Annotated in this window: 16 protein-coding genes; 3 read left to right on the top strand and 13 right to left on the bottom strand. The window is 50.7% G+C overall.

What is annotated here, in order from left to right; genetic code table 11:
* Positions 1–47: 47 nt before the first annotated feature.
* The 3 genes from D4L85_RS20875 to D4L85_RS20865 all read right to left on the bottom strand — a co-directional run bounded on the left by D4L85_RS20875 (position 48) and on the right by D4L85_RS20865 (position 2,501).
* Complete coding sequence (locus tag D4L85_RS20875) at positions 48–803, bottom strand: sulfite exporter TauE/SafE family protein (RefSeq protein WP_119756129.1); 756 nt, start codon at positions 801–803, stop codon at positions 48–50.
* A 9-nt stretch (positions 804–812) separates the two neighbouring features.
* Complete coding sequence (locus tag D4L85_RS20870) at positions 813–1,484, bottom strand: SGNH/GDSL hydrolase family protein (protein ID WP_119756128.1); 672 nt, start codon at positions 1,482–1,484, stop codon at positions 813–815.
* Between the two features lie 357 nt (positions 1,485–1,841).
* Entirely contained in the window at positions 1,842–2,501 is a 660-nt protein-coding gene (locus D4L85_RS20865) for a hypothetical protein (protein ID WP_119758881.1), read from the bottom strand.
* Between the two features lie 141 nt (positions 2,502–2,642).
* Here D4L85_RS20865 and D4L85_RS20860 point away from each other — a divergent pair, with 141 nt between their 5' ends.
* Positions 2,643–3,155 carry a GNAT family N-acetyltransferase gene (locus tag D4L85_RS20860; protein WP_119756127.1) on the top strand — a complete coding sequence of 171 codons (513 nt, stop codon included), beginning with the start codon at positions 2,643–2,645 and terminating at the stop codon, positions 3,153–3,155.
* 12 nt (positions 3,156–3,167) lie between these two features.
* Here the strand turns inward: D4L85_RS20860 and D4L85_RS34645 are convergent, their stop codons facing one another.
* Together D4L85_RS34645 and D4L85_RS20855 are read right to left on the bottom strand one after the other, a co-directional pair.
* On the bottom strand, positions 3,168–3,344 hold the full coding sequence (locus tag D4L85_RS34645) for a hypothetical protein (RefSeq protein WP_174236166.1): 177 nt from the start codon (positions 3,342–3,344) through the stop codon (positions 3,168–3,170).
* 169 nt (positions 3,345–3,513) lie between these two features.
* The gene (locus D4L85_RS20855) at positions 3,514–4,332 is read right to left on the bottom strand and encodes a Cof-type HAD-IIB family hydrolase (RefSeq protein WP_119756126.1); all 819 of its coding nucleotides are present in this window, start codon (positions 4,330–4,332) and stop codon (positions 3,514–3,516) included.
* Positions 4,333–4,503: 171 nt separating this feature from the next.
* On the opposite strand from D4L85_RS20855, the gene D4L85_RS20850 reads away from it, so the two are divergent.
* On the top strand, positions 4,504–5,649 hold the full coding sequence (locus tag D4L85_RS20850; protein ID WP_119756125.1) for an AI-2E family transporter: 1,146 nt from the start codon (positions 4,504–4,506) through the stop codon (positions 5,647–5,649).
* Here the strand turns inward: D4L85_RS20850 and D4L85_RS20845 are convergent.
* Positions 5,639–6,106 carry a hypothetical protein gene (locus D4L85_RS20845; protein ID WP_160143888.1) on the bottom strand — a complete coding sequence of 156 codons (468 nt, stop codon included), beginning with the start codon at positions 6,104–6,106 and terminating at the stop codon, positions 5,639–5,641. The two genes, D4L85_RS20850 and D4L85_RS20845, sit on opposite strands and share 11 nt — an antisense overlap.
* A 180-nt stretch (positions 6,107–6,286) precedes the next feature.
* Here D4L85_RS20845 and D4L85_RS20840 point away from each other — a divergent pair, with 180 nt between their 5' ends.
* A complete protein-coding gene (locus D4L85_RS20840) occupies positions 6,287–6,610 on the top strand; it encodes a hypothetical protein (RefSeq protein WP_119756123.1) in 324 nt (107 codons plus the stop codon).
* 250 nt (positions 6,611–6,860) lie between these two features.
* On the opposite strand, the gene D4L85_RS20835 is transcribed toward D4L85_RS20840, so the two are convergent.
* The 7 genes from D4L85_RS20835 to D4L85_RS20805 form a co-directional block, all read right to left on the bottom strand.
* Positions 6,861–9,266, bottom strand: a complete 2,406-nt coding sequence (locus D4L85_RS20835; RefSeq protein WP_119756122.1) for an ABC transporter permease — start codon at positions 9,264–9,266, stop codon at positions 6,861–6,863.
* Positions 9,267–9,408: 142 nt separating this feature from the next.
* Positions 9,409–10,347: a hypothetical protein gene (locus tag D4L85_RS20830; RefSeq protein ID WP_160143887.1), complete on the bottom strand. Its 939-nt coding sequence runs from the start codon at positions 10,345–10,347 to the stop codon at positions 9,409–9,411.
* A gap of 127 nt (positions 10,348–10,474) precedes the next feature.
* Positions 10,475–10,984, bottom strand: a complete 510-nt coding sequence (locus D4L85_RS20825) for a hypothetical protein (protein WP_119756120.1) — start codon at positions 10,982–10,984, stop codon at positions 10,475–10,477.
* A gap of 16 nt (positions 10,985–11,000) precedes the next feature.
* Positions 11,001–12,938, bottom strand: coding sequence for a tetratricopeptide repeat protein (locus D4L85_RS20820; RefSeq protein ID WP_119756119.1), 1,938 nt, complete (start codon positions 12,936–12,938; stop codon positions 11,001–11,003).
* 104 nt (positions 12,939–13,042) lie between these two features.
* Entirely contained in the window at positions 13,043–13,969 is a 927-nt protein-coding gene (locus D4L85_RS20815; protein ID WP_119756118.1) for a TerC family protein, read from the bottom strand.
* Between the two features lie 65 nt (positions 13,970–14,034).
* Complete coding sequence (locus tag D4L85_RS20810) at positions 14,035–14,430, bottom strand: toxin-antitoxin system YwqK family antitoxin (RefSeq protein ID WP_160143886.1); 396 nt, start codon at positions 14,428–14,430, stop codon at positions 14,035–14,037.
* Between the two features lie 406 nt (positions 14,431–14,836).
* Positions 14,837–16,180, bottom strand: coding sequence for a sigma-54-dependent transcriptional regulator (locus D4L85_RS20805; RefSeq protein WP_119758880.1), 1,344 nt, complete (start codon positions 16,178–16,180; stop codon positions 14,837–14,839).

Below are 16,180 nucleotides of genomic sequence, written 5' to 3'. Positions count from 1 at the left end.
TTAAAGTGACAAAAAAAAGAAATTCGTTATTGAAAGGGCAACCGGCATTACCGCAATATCATCACGATGGCAGCCACCAGCGTCATAGCAATGATGAACCAGCGGTAGGCTTTTTCGGATAGTTTCTTCACGATCCAGATACCGGCAACCGCGCCCAGCAGGATGAAGGGCAGGGTGAGCAGGTCGAGCAGGAAGGTGTTCCAGGTAATGGTGTGCCAGGCGAACACATGGAAGGGTACCTTGAACCAATTGGTCACCATAAAGAACCAAGCGGTGGTGCCAATGAACGTATTCTTCGGGAGGCGCATCGACAAAAAGTACACGGCCATCACGGTGCCGGCCAGGTTGCCCACCATGGACGTGAAGCCGCCCAGCACTCCCGTTGTCACGCCGAATGCTTTGTTGTGAGGCACGGCTTCTTTGTGTCCACGCTCCAACCACAGCATCACGATCACACTGCCGACAATGACAGTGGCCATGATGATCCTGAACATTTTATCGTCGATATAACTGCCGATCACCGTGCCCAACACTACGCCCAGCGCCGCCCAGGGGAACAGCAATTTCAAGTGCTCCCAGGACGCGTGCCGGTGATAGTACCAAACGCCCATCACATCGGCCAGGACCAGGATGGGCAGTAGCACGCCGCTGGAATGCTGCCCGCCAAAGATGGTAGCCAGCAACGGCACCGCCAGCATGCCCGCGCCGTGCACACCGGTTTTAGACATGCCGATGAAAATTGCCACCAGGCATACGAGCGCCAGTTGCACATAGGCAAACTGAAAAGAGAACAGTGTGATCACAGTGGGCGGTTAGAGGGTCTTCAGCACCTTCCACATCTCATCGGCCACCAACTGATTGCCCTTTTCGTTCAGGTGCACGCGGTCGGTGGTGAGTATGCCGGAGTCTTTGTTGTCGGGATTGTTTTGCTTGCTATAGTCCAGAAAAGCCTGGCGCAAATCCACCAGGGGCAGGCTGTTCTTCTTGGCGAGGTTGCGCACGATGTTGCTGTAGAAATTCAGATCGCCATCGAGTTCGTTGCTGGCGTCGGGGCGCTCGCCCACCACGGCGGGTGTCACCAACACGATCTTGATGTTCCTGGCTTGCAGTTTTTTGATGATGGCCGTATAGAACTTCTCAAACTTGTCGGGGTCAGTGCCGGTGCCATAGGAGCGTTTATGCCAGACGTCGTTCACGCCGATATAGATAAAAACGATGTCCGGATTTTTTGCCAGCACATCGTCGTCCATGCGCAGGTAAAGATCATATACTTTATTGCCGCCAATGCCAGCCCCCACCAGGTCGTATTGATCGGCCAGCTTCTCGGCCGTAGCACGCTCGCCGATCTTCACTATATACCCACCGGGCTTGGCGCCCGCTTCGGTGATCGAATCGCCAAAGAATACGACTTTCTTTTTTTGCATGGAGGTAAACGCAGTTAGCACGAGGAACGCAGCCAGGGCTGGCAGGAGAAATTTCTTCATATCGAGGAGAATTATGAATCGAAAGATAATAAAGAAATTGAGGAAAGCTGAACAATCACCCCACGCATTGAAACACAACCATTGATTTTTAGGGTAATCGGTCAGGAATGCCCATGAGTAGCAACCGACGTGGACGTGAGGCGACATCTCAGCACCCCAAGCCTGGAATAAATAAAGAAAGGCCGCTCTCACGAGACAGCCTTCTCTCTTGCCAGAATTTTAACGTACATCCTGCGCTAACGGTAGGGTTGGTTTATAAAAAAATCACTAAACGATCTCATCAACTACCCCATCAAAGAATACAGATACTATCCCCTGATGGCTGATCACTACTACTGACTACTGGCTACTGACTTCTCAAAATCTTCCAAACTTCAACGTAGCATTATAAGAGATATTGCTAAGATCACTGTCCCTCAGCCCCACCGCATCGCTGCCAAAAGCTGCACGATACGATACGCCAGGACTAAAGCGCATCCATTTAAAAAGATTCACCTCCACCTGCACGCCGGGCTCGGCGACAAAGAACCAGTTCTCGTCGTGGTTGTCGTGGTGATCAAAGTCGTTGTGTTCCCAGTTGTGGCGTTCGTACTGGACGGTGAAACCTGCGCCGGAGAAGAGGTTGAAAGCCAAGTGCACGGGTTTATTGGAACCTACTACATATTCGGTAATCAACCCAAACTGGCCATATTCATAGCTCATGTTGCGAAGGGGATCTACACTGTAGCGGTCGGGTACAGGAATGTTGTTGGTGGCCGCAGCGGCACTAAGACCCAGCAGAAATTTGTGGTTCACATACCATCCGCCATAGACACCGGCCAGGTTTGCAAAGTCGCCGCCGATTTGGGTGAATTTGTTGGTGAGGGCACCATAGCCGCCGGAGGCTTTTCCGCTGGTTTTGAATACGGTTTGGATCTCGCTATCGCGGTTGGTCGTGGTCTCGTTGTCCTGTCCGAAAGCTGCTATGCTCAGTGTGGACAGGAGGGCAAATGCAAGGGATCTGATTGGGGTTTTCATACGGTTCATTTGTTTCATATGCAGCTTAGACAACCGCCCCGCGAGATACCCCCATGGCCTCCTCAATTTTTTTTTCAGGACCCGGAAAAAATATAAAAACACCGAAAAAAGAAAGATTCAGAGGTTTTTATAACTTGTAGGATGCCCACAAAAGTTACACTCGAACAAATCACCATCCGCACCGAACTGAAGGCCGGCGACATCGGCTATGTCATTTATATGCATGGACATTTTTATGGGCGCGAGCACGGGTTCGGCATCCTTTTCGAGACCTACGTGGCGCAAGGCTTGTACGAATTCTACCAACACTACAACCCCGAACGCGAGCGCGCTTGGGTCTGCGAGCACGAAGGCCGCATCATCGGTTTTCTGTTGCTGGTCGACCGCGGCACGGCGGCGCAGTTGCGTTATTTTGTGATCCACCCCAACTATCGCGGCATCGGGCTTGGGAAACTGCTCATGGAATTGTTTATGGAATTTCTAAAAGAAAAAGGCTACACGTCATGCTATCTCATGACAACGCGTGGCCTGCTGGCCGCCGCCGCTTTATATGATCGCTATGGCTTCAAGCTCACCCAGGAGATCCCCTCCACGACCTTTGGCAAGCCCGTGATCGAGCAACGCTATGAATTGGACCTTTCGGCAAAGTCCTGAAGTTTACGGAGGCTAAGGTTTGCGGAATACTTTGGAGAGGAGAATGAAGATGAGGACAATGATAACGATCACAATGAAGATGCCCGTGTACACGCCCGCTCCAAAGATGTCGCCGATGACCTGACAGCTGGTGATGGTGACCAGCAGGAAAATAAAGAATGCAAAAGCACTCAGTTTTTTGAATTTCATAAAAGATCAAAATTTGTATCTGACCCAGAAACATCAAAAAATCAGGCCAACTTTTGAAAGGCTTATTTCCCGTGAAAGCGCGTGAAAATGACGGATTTACCCAAGTATAACATTTTTATCATGGCGCGCCGGTGAGGAATTCACACCCCAACCGTGTAGTGCTTTTGTACTAAAAATATTTTTCCACCGTGATGGCCACGCCGTCGGCTTTATGAGTCGGGGCAATCTCGCGGGCCACGGCCTTCACTTCGTCGCGTGCGTTGGCGACGGCCACCCCCCATCCTACCGCCTGCAGCATTTCAATGTCGTTGTAGTTATCGCCAAAGGCAATGACGGTTTGCATATCGATGTTCAGCTTGTGCATGACCAGTGCCAGGCCGGTGGCCTTTGAGATGGATTTGGGCGCCAGTTCCAGGTAGGTGGACTTGGAGCGGTATACGTGCAGGTCGTCGGGAAAAGTTTCGGTGAGGGTGTGGTACATCGTCTCGATATCGGCTTCGGGCCCCATGCACATGATCTTGTGAGCACCCTTTCTTTGTTCCTCCCAATCCTTCAAAACACGGTCCAGCGCTTTGAAGGTAGGGCGCACTTTCGTGATCCCTGCTTCGCGCAAGGTCCAGGAGTCTTCTCCTGCGGCATACCAATGATCGCTTTCAAAAAGGCTGACGTGCAATGGCGTAGACTTTGCCAGCGTCACGATATGTTGACAAATGGAGAGCGGAATATAGATCGACGTCCACACCTCCGGAGCCTCTGTTCCGTTGCGTTCCCACAGCACATAGCCGCCGTTGAAACAAATGAGGGGCTCGTGAGGTCTTCCCAACTCAACCTGTAAATGACGCATGGCGGCGGGCATGCGCGAGGAAGCCAGGATGACGGGTACGGAAGCGGGCAGCCGGTGGATGGCCGCGATCGTGCGAACCGATAAGGCCCGGTGGCTGTCCAGCAAGGTGCCATCGATATCGGAGCAAAGGGCGTTGAATTTCATACGGATAAACAAATACGCAATTTCACTAAGGGCGAAAGGTAACATTCGTTTCATTCTGTTGTTAGTCTCGCCGCCTTCACGAAAACATTTTTTGTGTGACCGGCAAATGACGCCAGTCTAAAAACACACCGGACTTCCTAAAAACTGCTGCCTTTTCTTTAACTTGACCCAATGACTTCACAAACGGAACCGTTCTACAAAAAGCTTAGCCTCAACCTGATCAGCCTGGCCTTGCTGGGTGCGGCCCTCTACATCGGACAGGGCATTTTGGTGCCGCTGTTCTTTGCCATCCTGCTGGCGACATTGCTATTGCCGGTCACCAATTTTTTGCAGCGCATCCGCTTTCCGAAGGTCCCCGCCATCATCCTGGCCATCTTTATATCGCTGGCCCTTATTGCGGGCATCATCTACCTGCTCTCCACCCAGGTGGCCAACTTCCTGGAAGACAGCGACGCCATCAAGACGCGGCTGAATTCACTCATCCACTCACTGCAGGGTTGGATCAACACCACCTTCCACATCAGCACGGGGAAACAAAATCAATATCTCAAAGACACGGCAGAGAACATGAAAGACTCAGGGGCGGGCATTGTCGGACAAACGGTGGTGAACATCACCGAGGCGCTGTCGTATGTGGTGTTCTTGCCCGTGTATACGTTTCTTTTATTGTTCTATAAGGACCTCATCAAACGGTTCATCGTGTCGGTGTTCGAGTCTACGAAAGAAGAAAATGTCAACGAGATCCTGCACGAATCGCGCACCATCGGTCAGCATTACATTCTCGGCTTGCTCATGGACATGACCCTGGTGTTTGCGTTGAACTCGGTCGGCTTTCTGATCCTGGGCATCAAGTATCCCATCTTCCTGGCCTTGGTCGGAGCTTTGCTGAACCTCGTTCCCTACATCGGCATGCTGGTGGCCAATGTGTTTTGTATGCTCATTACGCTGATCACCTCCGAGAATCTCAGCGATGTGGTTTGGGTAGCGGTTATTCTGGCCATCGTTCAATTCATCGACAATAATTTTATGATGCCGTTGATCGTGGGCAACCGCGTGCGCATCAACGCGCTGGTCACCATTGTCGGCGTGATCATTGGTGGCGCACTCTGTGGCATCAGCGGTATGTTCCTGGCCATCCCGGGCATTGCTGTGCTCAAGGTCATCTTCGATCGCGTGGAAAGTCTCAAGCCCTGGGGCATGTTGCTGGGCGATGACACCGATAACAAAGAGAGTAAGATCGTCGCGGCCGTCACCGGCAAGACACCCAAAACTCCGAAGGCCGCAAAACCTTCTGTTCCAAAAGCTTCTAAGGATTAACCCGGAGATACTTCTCCACCAACGGCAAGTCTTCTTCGCCGATACCGTACTCCTTCAACTTCTCGACGCCGGATTGGATCAGCGTGTCGCCATGAAGCGCCACGGTGAATTCGAAATCTTTGCCTTCATAGTCGCGGGCGCTGCAATACTCCAGGTGTTCGGTGTAGTGATCATTCACCAGCGTATACGATCCACCCCCAGCCGAAAACGTGCGGGGCGCGAGTGTATCGCCCGGTGTGCGGACCTCGTGCAGCAGGAACGCAAAGTGCGACCCGTTGAGGATCTTGATCATGCGCGTGCCCGGGGCATCGTTACGGATCGTCGTATCCTTCTTGATGTAGGCCGATGAGAGCAGTTGCCACGTACCTTCTATGGGCAGCGACGCCGGCGCCGGCCTAGGGTTTGCGGTACAAGCCAGCAAACCTAGGATGGGCCATAATTTCCATTTTCCGTTCATGTAATTGATTTTGTTGTGCAACACCTAAAAGTACAAAATAGAACCACTCACCCTAGTCTATCGCATTCTATCCCGGTGAAAACATCTTTAAAAAAATCCACCGCGTTACGTGACATAATTGCGTAGCCTTCCTTCAACGACAGCCGTATATACTTACGGTTAAACCAAAACAATCAGACCATGAAAAAATTAATGCTCACCCTCATCTTCGCCGCCGCCTTTGGCGTTTCGGTGATGGCGCAAGTGAAGAAGACGGAAAAGATTCAGACCGATGAAGTGCCCGTTTCCGTACGCTTGGCGTTCGAAAAAGACTTCGGCAAAATTCCCGAGGATGGTTCATGGACCGTTTCCTACACAATGATCACCGATGGCAACCGCACATCTGCTAAACCGATCTGGTATCAGTATACGAAGGGAAAGGGAAGTGATAAGATCGAAGTGAGGTACACTCCGGAAGCGAAATTGGAATCGTCGAAGGGGTTGACCAAAATGGAAGGGAAATAATCAGGAGCCAGGAGCCTGAATTTGGGAGTTGGAATTCAGTAGCCAGTAGTCAGTAGCCAGAATTCAGCGCCTGGGATTAGAAATCCTCGAGCGAGGATCCGGAAGCAAGGATTCAGAGACCAAATCCAAAAGCGACACCCAAGATATCAAGTCTAAATTCTGACTACTGGCTACTGACTACTGGCTACTGAATTCTACACCATAAGTATCAAGACGCATTGCTAACGCTTTGCGTCTTTTTTTGTCCCCCCTATTCGTAACGCAACGATTTCACCGGATTGGTCCGGGCCGCTTTTAACGTATGGATGCTCACGGTGAGAAGGGCGATCAGCACCACGGCTGCGCTGGGGAGCGCGAAGATCCACCAGGTTAGGTCGATGCGCTGGGCAAAGTTGAGGAGCCAAGTGTGCATGGTCCACCAGGCCAACGGCACGGCCAGGGTGATGGCGATGGCCATGAGCCAGAGGTAGTCGCGGCTCATCAGGCCCAGGATGCCGGGAATGGAGGCGCCCAGCACTTTGCGCACGCCGATCTCCTTGGTGCGCTGGAGGGCGGTGAGCGACGACAAGCCAAACAGACCGAGGCAGGCGATGAAGATCGCGAGTGTGGAGAAGATGCCGAAGATGCGACCGAATTGCTGGTCGGATTTGTATTGCTGATTGTAGTGATCGTCGAGGAAGAAACTGATGAAGGGGTTGCCGGGGAACACGGCCTTCCATTGTTCTTCGAAGTTCGCCATCGAGGTTTTCACATTGGCGGTATTGAACTTGATGGAGTAGGTTCCGCCAGGGGATTTGTCATAGCGAAAGACCAGGGGATCGAATGCTTTCTTGAGCGACTCCTGGTGATAGTTCTTTACCACGCCCACGATCTTAAAGGTGTCGCCCCAAAAAAAGATGTGATCATTCAGGGCTTCTTCCGGCTTGCTAAAGCCCATGAGGTGTACGGCCGATTCGTTGAGGATCACGGACTCGTTCTCGTTCACGACGTCGCCCGAAAAGGGCCGGCCGGTGACCATCTCCAGCCCATAGGCTTTGATGAAATCGTGGTCCATCATGATGACACGATATTGATTGGCTTCGTCCTCGCGCTGGCTCAACCGGCGGATACCCCCCGCGTTCCATCCCGGTCGCGAACCAGGCACCGCGGTCGATGCCGTGACAAAGGAAACTTCGGGGTATTGTAAAAGCGCCTGCTTGAACACCTGGAACTTTTGCTGATAGGTGGAGTCCGTCACGCTGGGCGAGTTCAGGACGAGCGTTTGGTCGATGTTCACCCCAAGCTTCTGTTCTTGCATATACCGCAGTTGCCGGTAGACTGTGAACGTACCGACAATGAGCGTGATGGAGGCCACAAATTGTGTGATCACCATGCCCTTGCGGAAATACACGCCACGACTCGTATTCTTAAACCTTCCTTTTAATACTTCGACGGGCTTGTAGGACGACAGCACAAAGGCCGGGTATAACCCCGAGAGCAATGCGCCACCCAAGATCAGCCCTCCTATCCCAAGCCAGAACGCGCTTTGCTGAAACAGCGCATAGCCCAGCGGTCGCCCCGTCAGTTCGCTGAACCAGGGCGTGAGCAACAACACGAACCCCACGGCGATGCCCACCGCCGTGGCATTGAGCACCAATGCCTCCAACATGAACTGCTGGATCAACTGCGAACGAAAACTTCCCATCACCTTGCGCACGCCCACTTCGCGCGCCCGTTCGATGGCCTTGGCAGTGGACAGGTTGATGTAGTTGATCCAGGCAATAAACAAAATGAGGATGGCCACCACCGAAAGAAAATAGACCGACTGCCGGTTGCCATTCGCCTTGAACTCGCCAATGAAATCCGAATCGAGGTGAATGGAGGAGACCGGCTGCAGGTGGAAGACCATGTCCTCGTTGCCATCTTTCAATTCCTTGCCGACTTTCTTTTCCACCAGGGCTGGTATCTTGGACTCGAAGGTTTTGGGATCGGCTTTGTCGTCCAGCATGATATACGTTGTGAACCCGTCCCACATCCAGGTGGTCATGGGGTCGTTATTGTTCATGGCCTGGTACGTGGCAAAAGAGAACAAGCCGTCGATCGCCATGTGCGAATTGTCGGGCAGGTCTTCGAAGATGCCGGTGATCTCATAGTCGGTCTTGCCGTTGTTGCGGATCACCTTACCCATCGGGTTTTCGCTGCCAAAATACTTCTTGGCCAACGACTGGGACATGACCATTTTATAGGGTTCTTTCAAGGCCGTCTCCCGGTCGCCTTGCAGCATTTTGATGGAGAATATTTTAAAGAAATCCTCAGTGGCGAACTTCACATTGTCTTCCTTGAAGAACACGTCGCCGTGCGACAGCATGGCATTGCCCCACCGCATCCGGGTATAGTACTTCACCTCGGGGAACTCCGCCTTCAAATCCGGGCCAATGCCGGCACATCCGGACGCCCACCGCGTGGATATCTCGCCTTTGTTATAGCGGTCAAGTTGTACGCGGAAGATCTGGTCCTTGTGGTCGAGAAATGTGTCATAGCTGAATTCGTGGATGACGAACTGGACGATGAGCATACACGCGATCATGCCAATGGCCAGGCCGGAGATGTTGATGAGCGTGAAAGCCTTGTTCTTGGAAACGTAGCGGAAGACGGAGGTGAGATAGTTTTTTATCATGGCAAGGGTTAGTTCGATACTGATGAGTACCGAAGGACGGGTAAAAAGTTACAGGGGTATTTTGGAAAAAAGAATGGAGTGTCCGGTTGTGGTATGGTTCGGGCGGATCGTTCTGTCTCACTCGCGCAAACGCGAATCCTATTCAGTTGTTGCTTTTGACCTGAGGCTGAAACGGCTTCTCGTGAATCGTGCTTTTTACGACATATCCAACATAATAGCGAGGAAAGCGTTTCTGACTGACATAGAACAAAGCAATATGTGCATATTCGTTGCCATACTCGCTGTCGTCCTCACTTTCCAACAGATGCACGGGTTCATCTATGCCAATGCGACGTTCGGTACAATTTAGCGCGATTTTGGGTACACCCACTTTAAAGGAATCGCACTCCGCTTTCATTTGTTTCAGACACTCAAGATCATTTGATGCGTACGACGATGTCACCTTTCCGTCACCATATTCCAGGTAAGTATATACGATTGGCCTGGTCTTCATTTCCTTAATCAACTCGTCTTCTCGCCAACCCAAGAATACGAGAACAACCAGCGCAATCGCCGTTACAACGAGTACGATGATTCCAATCACTCCATATTCCTTGTCCGTGATCCACGGCCGTTGAGCATTTCCTGTTTCTCTTGCTAATGCATTCGCCTGATACAGGACATCATAGTATCCCTCCCGAAAAACAATTACCCCTTCACAATTCTGAAGAGGATCTTCATTTTTATCCGGGGCATATAACCCAAAGCCAAATTTAAATGACGTAAGCCCCGTATTGTCTTCAACGATCTCTTTGTCCATCTCGGAAATCCAATTTCTGAGGGATTCATACGTGCCGGCTAAAAGATTTACACCCTGAAAAATTGGTTCGGATGGCGTCCTTATCTCAAACGCCTCACATTTCAATTGCTCGTCATAGCTTACGAACAACCCCAATTCTTCAAAAGAATCCGTTGGGGTTATAGAAAACTCATTCCTATAGAATTCGGTAACCGGTGATCGGATGAGCGAACGGACTTCCTCTTTGGACATGCCCAACAAAATTTTACCAAAAGCCTTGTAGGGGATTATTTCAAATTTCATATCCGATGGTACTCTCCCATGATTGTGTTGTCACCTCGTAAATTTTTCATCACAGAGGATCTCGCATTCCATTCGCAAACTGCTTTGATGCGAAAGTTCTCCACTAATTGCCATATTTGCTTTACTGTTATTCCACATCCTTAATTTCAGAAATATTCTTACTTATTCCATCAACAACCTTGTATTCGAAAGAATACACAAAAGTTCTAAACACCCTCGATGGGTCTCTGGTCAACACCGTTATCTCTGGAAATTTCTTCGTGCCAATCACCGTGGGTCTGAATCCGATATAAATAGTATCGTTTTGAACCACCAGCCCTGTTGAACATCCACTCACTTTGTAAGTTGTCGTATCGACTGTTGGATTTTCTATTGGCTCGCAATTAACAAATGCATTTGCGATGTATAGTTTGGGGTCCTGGATAAAAATCTTTACGAGCAACTCCTGTCCTACCGAGATAGAGTCGAGAGATATTTTTCCCACAACCGGAGTCTCAATTCTTTCACCCTCTAAACTCGTATTATTTAAAGTCAGTAGTTGGCGTCCTTCTTGATAGCGGATTATGGAATCTTTACCCTCCTTCCTTTGGCATGAAAAGGACAAGCTTAAAATCAACGCTAAGAAAATAATCCTCATAATTTTTTTTGTCAGTTCAATCCCCTATCCCACTCAATAACCCGCCCGCCTCTGGATGCCCCAGCGCCATCGCCTTCTTCCAATCCGAAGACGCTTTGCTTTTCTTGCCCATTGCTTGCCAGGTCTTTCCGCGCTCCAACAATGCCCATGCATTTTCCTTATCAACCTTGATAGCTTCCGTGAGCATGTTGATGGCTTCATCATATCGCTTGTTCCGCGTAGAGGTGGCGCCGGCCACGGTGAGGACATAGGAATGATCTTTCTTGTTCAAGCCCTGGCGGAAATTGTTTGCCGCCACATACACTTCTTTTTCGATACCGTCCCAGTCCCCCTTCTTCATCATGACCCTGAATTTTATCACGTAGCCTTCCGTGAAGTAGCGGACGTTCTTCGTGATCCGGTCGGCATAGTAATAGGCTTTCGCTGTATCCTTTAGGCTGAGCAGTGAATCCAGGGCACCGTCGAGTTTGTTCAGGTCGAGCACGTGTCTGTTTTGGGAGTCGGCGTAGTCGACGCACGACTCCAGGTATTGGCCGGTTTGTTCGTAGGCCACGGCCCGGTAGCCAATGGTTTCGAGGTCGGTGGTGTCGCGCTTGAGATACTGCGTGTAGTCTGCGATGGCTTTTTCGTATTTGCCCAGGTTGTAGTGGGAAACACCTCTCCATTTGTAGGCAATAAACGTCTCCGGACTCAGGCGCAGCACGTCGGTGAAATCGGCGATGGATTTGTCCCACTCCTTCATCTCCTGTTCATAGATGCCGCGTTTTTTATGGGCATCCAGGATCTCGTTGTCGCGGGCCAGCGCGAGGTTGTAAAACTCCAGGGCATCGATATGTTTTCCCATGTGTTCGCTGGCCACACCACGGAGGAACAGACACAGCGGTTCATAATTTTTCAATTTCGTCTGCTCCAATGTGGCCAGGGCTTCGGCATCCGAGCCGAGCACCAGGAGACAAAAGGCTTTCTTTATTTTTTCGGCCTCTTTATCCGGCAGTCCGTATACGCGCCGCACCGTGTAGGACCCGGCATTTTGGATATCGATCTTCTTGTCGATCCAGGTTTGCCGTCCTTCAAAATTATTATCGCTTTCGAAGGTTCCTTCGATCACTTTGTTGAAATCAGGAAAGGCGCGGTCGTAGTTGCCTTGTTGGGTGAATGCCAGGCCGCGGAGATAGCGCACCGTGATGTTCGCCGGGTCTACCTGTACGGCCTTGTTGAGATCGGCCAGGTTTTGACGGGTATCGGCGGAGAGCAGGCTCCGGAACAACAACGCATGACGGTTCAGCGAATCGTATTGCAACACTTTGTTCAAATACGGGAGCGCCACGTCCGATTTGCCTTCGGTCGCGATCTTGATCAGTCCCAGGTGGATGCGGGCGTCGGAAAAAAGGCTATCGTATTGTAAACAGGTGGCGTAGTCCTTTAAGGCCTCTTTGCGCTGCGTCATGTCCAGCGCGAGGTTGCCTTGCAGGTAATAGATCACCGCCTTTGATGGCGCCAATCGCTCTCCCTTGTTAAAGTTCTTTTGTGCCTCAGTCGCATTGAGTTCCAATTGCTCCACCTTGCCCATTTCCATGTAGCCTTCAAAGAAGGGGCCGTGTTGTTGCATGGCGCGTTTCAGGTCGCTTCGCGCTTTTTTTCTTTTTTCGAGTTGTTTATAGCAGATCCCCCGGTAGTAATAGGCTTGCCACAACAAAGAATCCTTGGCGATCACGTTGCTGAAATTGACTTCGGCCTGGTTTGGATTGTTTTCAAAAAGGTTGTTGAGTCCTTCGTTGAACTGGACCTGGGTGGGACCGTCCATCTTCCAATCGACGGTGATGTTCTCATATTCGAGAAGCCTGTTGGATGAAGCAAAGTAACCAAAAATGCTCTCGGTGATCAGATCGGATTGCGCGCGGGCGTCGATCATTACACCGCACAGGAAACAGCAAAAGAGCAGTCTAAAAGCCATCGGCGAGACGGGATAGATTTGTGGAAATTAGCGTTTCGCAATATACGATATCTCCAGGATACCTGTTTAGCATCAAAGGACCGGATATTTTTTTTAAGGTTTACTTATGCGGCGTCAGGTTTTTTCTTCTGCGCCCATACAGACGCCAACATGGCCACGGCAAGTATCGCGACAATGACAATGAGTGACCAATTGATCGGGATCTTGTAAAGATCGGTGATGCTCATTTTAACCCCTACAAAGATAAGGATGGCCGAAAGACCGTATTTTAGATACTCAAAATATTTTTCTATTCCCGAGAGCGCAAAGTATAGTGAACGCAATCCGAGGATAGCGAACACGTTGGACGTATACACAATAAAAGGATCGTCGGAGATGGCGATGATGGCCGGTATGGAATCGACTGCAAAAATAAGGTCCGTTGCCTCGATGAGGATCACCACCAGGAACAATGGCGTGGCCCACCGCTTGGCATCACGTCTCACAAAGAACCGGTCTCCTTCAAAGGTTGGTGTGAAAGGAAATAGTTTGCGGGCCAGCTTGACCAAAGGATTTTTTTCGGGCTCTAATTTGGCATCCCCGGCGACCAGCATGCGAATCCCGGTGATCACCAGGAAGCCTCCAAAAATGTAAATAAGCCAATGGAACCGATGGATGAGTTCCACACCCGACAGAATAAAGATCACCCGCATGACCAACGCACCCAGTATGCCCCAGAATAATACCTTATGTTGATAGGCGGTGGGAACATTGAAGTATGAAAAGATCATGATGATGACAAAGATGTTGTCAACGCTGAGCGACTTTTCAATCAGGTATCCGGTGAAAAATTGGACCGCGGTCTCTTTGTCGAAATAGTAATACAGAAAGACGTTGAAAAGCAGCGCCAGCGTCACCCACACCGCCGTCCAGGTGAGCGCTTCTTTGGGGGTGACGTCGTGCGATTTGCGATGAAATACACCCAGGTCGAGGGCCAACATCGCCAGCACAAAAAGGTTGAAAGCGATCCAGAGAATAGTGGTGTCATTCATAGAACAGGGTCCCGTGCAGCAAGGTGGTCAACCAATATACCGCAATAATGGCAATTAACATATAGTCAACTCCCGTCTCTTCCTTCTGCTTTTTCGTGGCTATGGACATGAACTTCGTTTATTAAATCGTTATTTATAAAAAGAAGGGACTTTATATGCTTCCCTGCTTTATCGTAGATCTTAAAATACCCTTCACGCCTGCCCTGCACGTAGACGCCTTCGCTCACCAGTGCGCCGCAAGGATGATACGAAGCATACCGGCCGTGGGGCAGTCCGTTCTCGTAACACTCCTCCAGCATCAATTCGCCGGTATCATAATATTCGCGCCATGGCCCATGTTTCAGGTTGTGGACGTAGCAACCTTCCGCGATCAGGACCGCGTGGCGGTTGAAAGCCTTCCATCGTCCTTCTTTGAGTTTGGGTTTCGTTTTCCCGAGCAAGTGGTTTATAATTTCCGTCATGGATCGTGCCTGTTTATGTGTAGTCCTCACAATGGAACACCCCCAGGTGCCGCCCGGGCAACCGACATACATTTGCCTTGGTACAGCTCCTGCAAAGCCCTTGCGAAACATCCGGACTAGCGTGCTCGACTCCCGTTTGCCCAACGCCCACATACAACTCACACTGGACGATTATTTTTTTCGTAGTCCTTCGATAAGAACAGCCCTCCACATGAACGCAATCCGGACAAAGCTCCCGCAGTGCATGGTGAAGTAGCGTTTCGAGACATTCAGCAGAAAGCATAAGGTGCTTTATGGAGGTGCTACCCAAAAGCCGTACCATGAATTGTCGGCGAAACAAGGAAGTGTGGGGCGAATTGCCCCGAAAGAAGTGGTCAAATTTGAACCAGTGGTACTTTTTGTACCACTAAACAGACAGTTTGTACTTCTTCAGCTTATCCCGGAGGGTCTTCCGATCGATCCCCAGCACGATGGCCGTTTTTGAAATATTATTTTTGTGAGCCGCCAAGGCATCCTGGATGTACTCGCGTTCAACATCTTCCAGGGGCCGGTCAAGTCCCTTTGTTCTGACCCCCGAAAAGCGAAACGATTCGGGCAGGTCGGGAATGTCAATGCTGTTGTCCTCGGCCAGGATCACCACGCGGTGGATAAGATTCTGAAGTTCCCGGACGTTTCCCGGCCACGCATAGGCTTGCATGGCCCGGAGCGCTTTCGGCGTAAATTTCATAGGTGGTTTCCCTAGCTCATGAACATATTTCGACAGGAAGAAATCCATGAGCTCGAGCAGATCGTCGCCTCTTTCGCGCAGCGGGGGCAGGTCGATGGAAATAATATTCAGGCGATAGTAAAGGTCCTCGCGAAACAGTCCTTTCTTCACCAACTGCATCAGGTCAACGTTGGTCGCGGCCACTACCCGCACGTTCACTTTGAGGGTCTTTTTTGATCCCACCATGTAGAATTCCTTCTCCTGGAGCACGCGCAATAGTTTTGCCTGCATGGCCAGACTCGTGTTGCTGATCTCATCCAAAAAGATGGTGCCGCCGTCGGCGGTTTGGAAGAAGCCGGCCCGGGTTTCGGTGGCGCCCGTAAAGGCCCCTTTCACATAGCCAAAGAGTTCGCTCTCCAGGAGCGCGTCCGGGATCCCGCCACAGTTCACCGGCACAAATGGGGCAGCCGAAGCCTGGCCGCCATAGTGCAAGGCACGCGCAACCAATTCTTTTCCCGTGCCGCTTTCGCCTTGAATCAGGACGGTGGCACGCGTGGGTTTAGCCTTGTTGATGGTGTTATAAACTTTCTTCATCCCCTCGGAATGTCCGATGATCCCGAAGTTTTGCATCGCCGGTTTGGAGGATGCCCTGGCTTGCTTGTGCATCTTGTGCAAAACCCTTTCCACGGCTGTAAACAATTCCTCGTCGGTAAACGACTTCACGAGGTATTCTTCCGCGCCGATCTTGATGGATTCAACTGCTCCCTGAATGGAGGGGAAACCCGTGATCACAAGAATGCCGATGCCTTTGTAATTTTCCGACGTATGGCGCACCAATTCGATTCCATTTCCTCCCGGCATTTGCAGATCGGTGATCAACAGGTCAAACGCCACGCTTCCCAAAAGCTTGATGGCCGATTGAACATTGTGCGCCGTATAGATGGCATAGCCCTTCGACTGCAGGTTGCGTTTGATGAGTTCCACACTTTCCGGTGAATCATCCACCACCAATACGTTGATCGCAACAAATTCTTCTTTCTTCAT

Origin of the sequence: Chryseolinea soli, from assembly GCF_003589925.1 — a bacterium.
Classification (GTDB): Bacteria; Bacteroidota; Bacteroidia; order Cytophagales; family Cyclobacteriaceae; genus Chryseolinea; species Chryseolinea soli.
This window is presented reverse-complemented; position numbering and strand designations above follow the sequence as displayed.

Excerpts from the sequence above, each read along its gene's own strand:
- D4L85_RS20855 (WP_119756126.1), bottom strand. The coding sequence starts at position 4,332 with ATGAAATTCAACGCCCTTTGCTCCGATATCGATGGCACCTTGCTGGAC.
- D4L85_RS20850 (WP_119756125.1), top strand. The coding sequence starts at position 4,504 with ATGACTTCACAAACGGAACCGTTCTACAAAAAGCTTAGCCTCAACCTG.
- D4L85_RS20860 (WP_119756127.1), top strand. The coding sequence starts at position 2,643 with ATGCCCACAAAAGTTACACTCGAACAAATCACCATCCGCACCGAACTG.
- D4L85_RS20815 (WP_119756118.1), bottom strand. The coding sequence starts at position 13,969 with ATGAATGACACCACTATTCTCTGGATCGCTTTCAACCTTTTTGTGCTG.
- D4L85_RS20870 (WP_119756128.1), bottom strand. The coding sequence starts at position 1,484 with ATGAAGAAATTTCTCCTGCCAGCCCTGGCTGCGTTCCTCGTGCTAACT.
- D4L85_RS34645 (WP_174236166.1), bottom strand. The coding sequence starts at position 3,344 with ATGAAATTCAAAAAACTGAGTGCTTTTGCATTCTTTATTTTCCTGCTG.
- D4L85_RS20810 (WP_160143886.1), bottom strand. The coding sequence starts at position 14,430 with ATGACGGAAATTATAAACCACTTGCTCGGGAAAACGAAACCCAAACTC.
- D4L85_RS20840 (WP_119756123.1), top strand. The coding sequence starts at position 6,287 with ATGAAAAAATTAATGCTCACCCTCATCTTCGCCGCCGCCTTTGGCGTT.
- D4L85_RS20845 (WP_160143888.1), bottom strand. The coding sequence starts at position 6,106 with ATGAACGGAAAATGGAAATTATGGCCCATCCTAGGTTTGCTGGCTTGT.
- D4L85_RS20865 (WP_119758881.1), bottom strand. The coding sequence starts at position 2,501 with ATGAAAACCCCAATCAGATCCCTTGCATTTGCCCTCCTGTCCACACTG.
- D4L85_RS20830 (WP_160143887.1), bottom strand. The coding sequence starts at position 10,347 with ATGAAATTTGAAATAATCCCCTACAAGGCTTTTGGTAAAATTTTGTTG.
- D4L85_RS20820 (WP_119756119.1), bottom strand. The coding sequence starts at position 12,938 with ATGGCTTTTAGACTGCTCTTTTGCTGTTTCCTGTGCGGTGTAATGATC.
- D4L85_RS20835 (WP_119756122.1), bottom strand. The coding sequence starts at position 9,266 with ATGATAAAAAACTATCTCACCTCCGTCTTCCGCTACGTTTCCAAGAAC.
- D4L85_RS20825 (WP_119756120.1), bottom strand. The coding sequence starts at position 10,984 with ATGAGGATTATTTTCTTAGCGTTGATTTTAAGCTTGTCCTTTTCATGC.
- D4L85_RS20805 (WP_119758880.1), bottom strand. The coding sequence starts at position 16,180 with ATGAAGAAAGAAGAATTTGTTGCGATCAACGTATTGGTGGTGGATGAT.